The sequence below is a fragment of the Candidatus Angelobacter sp. genome, from assembly GCA_035607015.1.
Classification (GTDB): domain Bacteria; phylum Verrucomicrobiota; class Verrucomicrobiia; order Limisphaerales; family AV2; genus AV2.
On the sequence record DATNDF010000340.1, the window covers coordinates 1 to 7081 of the forward strand.

Genomic DNA, 7081 nt, shown 5'->3' on the forward strand with positions numbered 1-7081 from the left:
CCAAAGGCCAAGGTCGGCCGAATAAATCACCGAGACATTGCCGATCGTCGGGAAATCATTGGGCCAGGGCGGGCCGTTCGTCGGATTGTCCACCACCACGGGCGCCGCGTTTGACTCAAAGTTGTTCCACAACGGCTGCCCGTTGGTGAGGCCGGCAAAGTAACGTGTTCCCGCTCCGCTCAAAAAACTGTTTGTCGGAACGATGGAAAGATAGATGTCCGTCGCGCGATACTCTCCCAGGCCGAACATGATCACGTTGGTTCCGTAGATGTGGGGTGAATCAATGATGAAGTGCCCCTGCATCATGCTTCGGGAATCCAGGTTTGAATCGAGCATCGAGATCGTGCGGTTCGTGGTGAACGTCTGGCCCGCTTCGTCGAAGCTCACCAGGACCGAGTAATCGCCCTGGTGCGAATTGTTGGTGTTGCTCGTGTCCGAACCGGTGTGGCAGATGAGGTAAATCCGGTCGTTGAGGCTGAATCCGGAGTTTGGCACGTCGTCCGGTCCCATTTTGATTCCCGATGGCTTGACGAAGAGGGGCGATCCGTCGCTGTTGGTGTAAAAATTGATGAGCAATCCCGCTTCGGGATCGGTGCTGGTGCTCCAGGCGATTGGATCCGCGGCGTGGTAATTCAGGTTGGTCGGGTCTTCGCTGATGGTATCGCCGAAGAGGAAGATGAGCTTGCCGTCGTGTTCGAACGAATAACCGAGGCCGTTCCCCAGAACGTGAAATCGCGTGACGGTCAGGCTGGTGGTCGGTGTGTTGGTCCCTCTCGCTGCATCGGCCCAGTCCTTGTCGCCGATGACCTGCTCCATCTTGACGGAGGAATTGGTGATCCAGGTCAGAGTCAGACCGTTCTGAGCGACGGCGCGAGCCGCTGCGATAAAGAAAATCGCACTGCAAAAAAACAGGTTCCGGAGGCGCACTCGCGCAGTTTAGCATGACACCGGCCGATGGCAACCGACGGTGAGCCGGCCAACTTCACGGCCCGGTTCCGCCGACATAAGGCGGTGGTGCGTTCAGGCGATTTGCCGGAGATCCCTGCCAGGTTCCGTGGTTGCCAATCCGCGACGGCGGGCTACGCTTCCCGTCCGGCATGAAGACTTCGTTCATTCGGACCGGGCTTGCCTGCATTCTGGGTTACGCGACGATCCTTTCAATACGCGCCGCCGTGCGAACAGAGAACTTCGACCGGGAGCCGCCAAATTGGGAGGGGATCAACAACCGGAACAAACATTTTGAACCGAAGACGGTCACACAGGATTTCGGTTACAGCGCAACAACAAGCCATGCCGGCGGACAGGCTGGTGAAATTGGTGGTCGGATCAACCCGGCTGGTGAGCCGGCCTATTACGGCTATCGTTTGCCCAAGCCGCTCGATCTCGATTCTCCGATGACGGCCGAAGGGCGCTTGTTCGTGCCGAGCGGCAGCGGCCATTGTCTGCTGGGCTTTTTCAACATGAACACACTCAATGAATGGCGCACGCCGAACACAATGGTTGCCCGTATCAACGGCCGCGGCGAGACGTTTCACTGTCATCTGGAATATTGCACCAGTCGCTGGCGCGCCTCCGCGGGTGTCATCGGCGAGATCGTCCAGGGCGAACGGATTTCGCCCGTCGAGATTCCATGCGGCAAGACATACAAGTGGAAGATGGCTTATGACCCGAGCGGCGCAGGCGGCAGGGGCCTGTTGACCTTCACAATAGACGGCAAAACCGCGCGTTGTGAAATCGAGCCATCCCAGCGGCGCAACGACGGACTCACTGTCACCCACTTCGGACTTCTGCCCGTCCTCAAGACGTGGGACGGCCCCGGCGAAGTCTGGCTCGACGACCTCACCATCAACGGCGTCGCTTTCGATTTCAGTGAAGACCCGAAATGGGACGCCTTCAACAACCACCGCACCTACGTGACGATGGACACGCGGCCAAAGTTCGATTTTGGCTGGAACCAGACCCACTACGCCGGCGGCAGAATGGCCGGCGAACTGGGTGGATTGATATTCCGCGGCGACTGCCGTGAACCGGCGCGCATGGGCTGTTATGGCGATCGGCTCGGAACGTTGACCCTCAAGAGAAAACTCGAGGCACGCGGGAAAGTTGCGGTCTTGCGCGCGATCAGCGACAGCACGGCGTCAATCGGCTTTTACCATTCGAAACACAGCATGCGGAGCAATCCATCGCAAAAACAGTCGGTCCCGATGGATTATCTCGGGATCAACATCGAGGGGCCGTCGGGCGAAGGGTTCTTTTTTTACCCGGTCTATCGCACGCACGGCGACGAAGGGACCGCGCTCGGATCAAACGGCGGAAAAGCGCCGCGCATTTATCCCGACCGAAAGGTCCACGATTGGTTTCTGCGCTACGACCCTGAGGGCGCGAACGGCAACGGCCGGATCACCGTCGGTCTCGACGATCAGACCTGCGCCCTCGACCTCGCGCCGGGGCACAAAGACATCGGCGCAACGTTCGACCGCTTCGGCATCTGCACACCCTGGATCGATGGCAACAGTGTCACGGTTTATTTCGACGACCTGACTTATACTTCCGCGGAGGACTGACTCCGGAATGCGCCGCATCGACATTGTTCGGTGCCCGAATGCGGAACCGTCGCGGAGTTTCGACGCTGCACAAGCCGGCAGATTGCTCAACACGAAGATCACGATGGACGCTGAGTCGGGAAGACCTGTTCCATTTGGACGATCCAACTCGGCACGTGCACGCGCTCAAAATCGTTTGCCACTGAAATCAGTTCAGGCAACATCAGTCCGATTCCATGCCCGCCCACAAAATTGTCTTCCTGTTTGACGTGGACAACACGCTGCTCGACAACGACCGCGTCACCGCGGACCTCCAGCTCCACCTCCAGCGCGAAGTCGGCCCCGAACGCGCGCAAACCTATTGGGCCATCTTCGAGCAGTTGCGCGCCGAACTCGGTTACGCTGATTACCTTGGCGCATTGCAACGCTACCGCATCGAGTATCCGCGCGACCCGCGCCTGCTCATCGTCTCCAGCTTCCTGGTAAACTATCCGTTCGCCAACCGCCTCTATCCAAACTCGCTCGACGTCATTGATCATGTCAAACAATGGGGACCGGCGGTCATCCTCTCGGACGGCGACGTCGTCTTCCAACCGCGCAAAGTGGAACGGTCCGGCCTGTTCGAAGCCGTGGACGGCAACGTGCTCATATACGTCCACAAGGAGCAGGAACTCGACGACGTGGAGCAGCGGTATCCGGCCGAGCACTACGTGATGGTGGACGACAAACTGCGCATTCTGGCGGCGATGAAGAAAATCTGGAGTGGACGGTTGACCACCGTCTTCCCGCGCCAGGGGCATTATGCGTTCGACCCGCAAGTCATCGCCACCTATCCGCCGGCGGACATCACCGTTGAGCGCATCGGAGAGCTGGTGAACTACGATTTACCCGCGCTGTTCGGCGCCGCCAAAGCCGTCCCTGCGAAATAATCAGAAAAGCAAGCACGCTCACGCGGATTCATAGTCGTTGACGCCACTCCCGGTCGTGTCGTGCGGCGTGCAAGACCGCGTAGATGACCACCGTGTCGCGAATCACCTGGAACACGATGCGATAAGGAAAGCGGCGTGGGTAAGCCCAGCGCACCTGCTTGCGACGATGTCGGATGCGGTAAAGTAACGGGTTGCGCGGCAACCGAGCCATCTTCTCGCGGACCGCGAGCAGAAACTCCCGGCCCAGCCCGGCCTGCTGTTTTTCATACCAGGCGTCGGCTTCCAACAGGTCGGTGTCCACCTCCGGGCGGACAACCAGATGGTAGTTCACTCACCCAGTCTCCGTTTGAGTCGGGCTTCAAACTCGTCCCAGGGGATGGCTGTTTCCGGATTTTTCTCGTGCGCTTCGATGCGGGCTTCGATCAACGCCTTCTCGCCGTCGGTCAACGGATCGTCCTCGTCGAGCCAGTCGTTGCCATCCAGTTCGGCCAGCTTAAGGCGAATCTCTTCCCGCTCGGCGGGGGTGAGCTTGGACAGTTCTGCGACGATCTCAGCTTTGCTCATGGCGGGAAAATAGCCCACTTACGCGGCAGTGTCAGCCCGAAATTCAGGGGGACAGTTAATGTGCTTCGGGAGCGTGGAATTTATTCCGCTTCAACGAGCGGTGTTCCGGGGCGCGCGAAAGAATTCTCCCTCTCCGCGCTGGGGAGAGTCCGACGCCACCCTCGCCCATCGGATGGGAGAGGGTCTGGGGGTGAGGGCTTCGGGTGAGGTGCATTTTTGACCGCTAATCTGCGCTGATGAACGCTGACGCCTGGTCGGTTAAAAATCAAAACTCGTCGAAGGGGCGGGGGCTTCGACGCCGTAGAGTTTTTCGGCTTCCCAATTCACGGCGAGTTCCAGCACGGCCTGATTAAACGGGCGCGCGGTTAAATGTCTTGGCCATGGCGTCGGGCGGACAATATCAAAACCAATCCCTTCCCTGTATGAACGACAGAAAATCATTGTTCGCCGGATGCTTCGCTAGACGGAATCGAGTCGTAAATCGCTTTCGACAAGACTCTGAATGCAGCATCGCCGAACTCCTTGTCATCCATGTAGCGGGTGACGATCTTGTCGTTGTCCGCCATGCGCTCGACCATCAGATTCTCGATGAGTTGACGCAGGCCGAGCTGGAACTTGTCGAATGGATTGGCACGCCGGAGTTTGACGACTTGCTCGTTGGTGGTGGCTTTCTCGCGGATCTGCTCAAAGAAGAACCGGTCCTCTTCCGTGAAGTTCGTGCCAAACCGTTCGTTGAGGACCTTGATGATTTCGGACAACGGGACTTTCTCTTCCTTGGCTTTGCCTGTGCCCACATCTGTCGGGCTTTTCACGCCCTCAGGCTCGCCCTCCCGAAGTTCAATCTCGCCGGAAGAAATGCGTTGCAAGCGGTAGTATTGAAGGCCCACTTCATCACTGATCTTCACACCCTCACTATCCCGATCGAGGGGTAGATGCGGCAGCAGGAAACGCCCGAAGCTGTAAAGCATCTCCAGTGCTGGGTCGCCGTAGGGCATTATTTGGCTCATGAACGAATAGATGTTCACGTAGCCGTTCAATTTCTCACGAAACTCGCTCCGCTTCGGCTCGTCCGTCATCGCCTTGAAACGGTCCACGGCTGGCTGGAGGTGCAGTTGCATTCCGGCATGGTCCTGCGCGCTCTGGCGGGCGACAGGCTTGTAGAATACCCGGGCAAACGCCTCGACCTCGCTCCAGTAATAGACCTGCGCCGCGTCCAGTTCGTGCTTCAGCGCATCCAGCTTTTGCGGGTCGGATGCTTCCTGCAAACTCGTCGCGTCGTAGTAGGGTTTGAAAGCGCGATAGATGTCCTCCGCCTCGTTGACAAAATCGAGAACAAACGGGTTTTCCTTGCCGGGAATTTTCCGGTTCAAACGCGACAATGTCTGAACCGCCTGCACGCCATCCAGCCGCTTGTCTACATACATGGCGCAGAGCAAGGGCTGGTCAAAGCCGGTCTGGTATTTATTGGCCACCAACAAAACCTCATAGTCCGATGAGGCAAATCGCGCCGGAAGCTGCTTTTCGCTGATCGGCTCGCCGCTCACGCAATCCGTGTTCATCCCCGGCTCGGTGTATTCGAGGCCGGTGTCAGGGTCTTTGACCGTGCCGCTGAATGCGACCAGCGGGCGAATATCCGTGTATTTGTTCTCGGCGATGTAACGCTCGAATGCCTGCATGTAGCGCACCGCATGGAGGCGCGAGGACGTAACCACCATCGCCTTGGCCTGACCGCCGAGATGCCCGCGCACCTTCTGGCGGAAATGTTCCACCATCACCTCGGTTTTCTGCTCGATGTTATGCGGGTGCAGGCTCATAAACTTGGCCACTGCCCGCGCCGCCTTTTTCTTCGGCAGGTTCGGATCATCCTCGATGGCCTTTACCAGCCGGTAATAGGTGGCGTAGGTGGTGTAGTTCTTCACCACGTCGAGAATAAATCCTTCCTCTATGGCCGACGAAGGCGCAGGTGCTGAAGGAACATGCTGCCATCAAGACCAAGGGCGAAAATATCATCCGCCACCGCCTTTCCCAGATCACCGGCGTCCCATTCTTTAACCTTTCAAAATTCACGATGGCGAAGCCGGTAGAAGGCAGCGGCCTCAACGGCCTACTCGACGACCCCAACCAGCTCGCGCCGAATCTCAACAGCTACATCAACGGCTTCTCGCCGAACGTTCGCGCTATAATGGAACGTTTTGGATTTGATGTGCAGATCGCGAAGATGGCCGAAAAAGACCTGCTCTACTTGGTCATCAAGGCGTTCATCGATCCGAAAATTGACCTGAGCTTTCCCGGTTTAAAGCCCGACGCGGCGAACATGCAGATGGGCTACGTCTTCGAGGAACTCATCCGGATCGGCGCAGAGCAATCGAATGAGGAGGCCGGGGAGCACTTCACACCGCGCGAGGTGATCAAGCTTATGGTCAATCTCCTTCTGTCGCCGGAGAAAGATCTGGCCCGCAGTCATGTCGTCAAAACCATCTATGATCCCGCCTGCGGCACAGGGGGCATGTTGTCTGTCGCCGAGAAATACATCCGCGACCTCAACGCCGACGCCCAGCCCAAGCTCTTCGGCCAAGACTGGAACGACGAGGCTTGGGCCGTCTGCAAATCCGATATGCTCATCAAGGGCGAGGATGCGGACGCCATCATCCTCGGCGACACGTTCACCAAGGACGGTTTCGACCGCGCCGCCGATGGCAAGAAATGGACCTTCGACTACATGCTCGCCAATCCCCCATTCGGCGTGGAATGGAAGCAGCAGCAGCGCTACATCGAACAGGAGCGCGACACCCTCGGCTTCAGCGGACGCTTCGGGGCGGGCACGCCCCGCGTGAATGACGGCGCGCTCCTCTTCCTCCAGCACATGCTGGCCAAGATGCGCGCCCCGCAGGACGGCGGCAGCCGCCTCGCCATCGTCTTCAACGGTTCGCCCCTCTTCACCGGCGACGCCGGCGGCGGCGAGAGCGAGATCCGCCGCTGGATCATTGAGAACGACTGGCTGGAGGCCGTGGTCGCCCTGCCTGACCAACTCTTCTACAACACCGG

Annotated in this window: 7 protein-coding genes; 3 read left to right on the top strand and 4 right to left on the bottom strand. The window is 58.5% G+C overall.

Features of this window, described 5'->3' with window-relative positions; all coding sequences use genetic code 11:
* Positions 1-927 (bottom strand): DUF4185 domain-containing protein (locus VN887_13610; GenBank protein ID HXT41042.1); only part of this gene is annotated, 927 nt, incomplete at its 3' end.
* Between the two features lie 170 nt (positions 928-1097).
* Here VN887_13610 and VN887_13615 point away from each other — a divergent pair.
* Positions 1098-2564 carry a hypothetical protein gene (locus tag VN887_13615; GenBank protein ID HXT41043.1) on the top strand — a complete coding sequence of 489 codons (1467 nt, stop codon included), beginning with the start codon at positions 1098-1100 and terminating at the stop codon, positions 2562-2564.
* A gap of 215 nt (positions 2565-2779) precedes the next feature.
* Complete coding sequence (locus VN887_13620; protein HXT41044.1) at positions 2780-3472, top strand: HAD family hydrolase; 693 nt, start codon at positions 2780-2782, stop codon at positions 3470-3472.
* A 28-nt stretch (positions 3473-3500) separates the two neighbouring features.
* Here VN887_13620 and VN887_13625 read toward each other — a convergent pair whose 3' ends face one another.
* From VN887_13625 to VN887_13635, 3 genes are all read right to left on the bottom strand, one after another.
* The gene (locus VN887_13625) at positions 3501-3803 is read right to left on the bottom strand and encodes a type II toxin-antitoxin system RelE/ParE family toxin (GenBank protein ID HXT41045.1); all 303 of its coding nucleotides are present in this window, start codon (positions 3801-3803) and stop codon (positions 3501-3503) included.
* On the bottom strand, positions 3800-4036 hold the full coding sequence (locus VN887_13630) for an addiction module protein (GenBank protein ID HXT41046.1): 237 nt from the start codon (positions 4034-4036) through the stop codon (positions 3800-3802). The genes VN887_13625 and VN887_13630 overlap by 4 nt, the downstream gene beginning before the upstream one ends.
* 437 nt (positions 4037-4473) lie before the next feature.
* Complete coding sequence (locus VN887_13635; GenBank protein HXT41047.1) at positions 4474-5955, bottom strand: hypothetical protein; 1482 nt, start codon at positions 5953-5955, stop codon at positions 4474-4476.
* A 44-nt stretch (positions 5956-5999) separates the two neighbouring features.
* On the opposite strand from VN887_13635, the gene VN887_13640 reads away from it, so the two are divergent.
* Positions 6000-7081 (top strand): N-6 DNA methylase (locus VN887_13640; protein HXT41048.1); only part of this gene is annotated, 1082 nt, incomplete at its 3' end.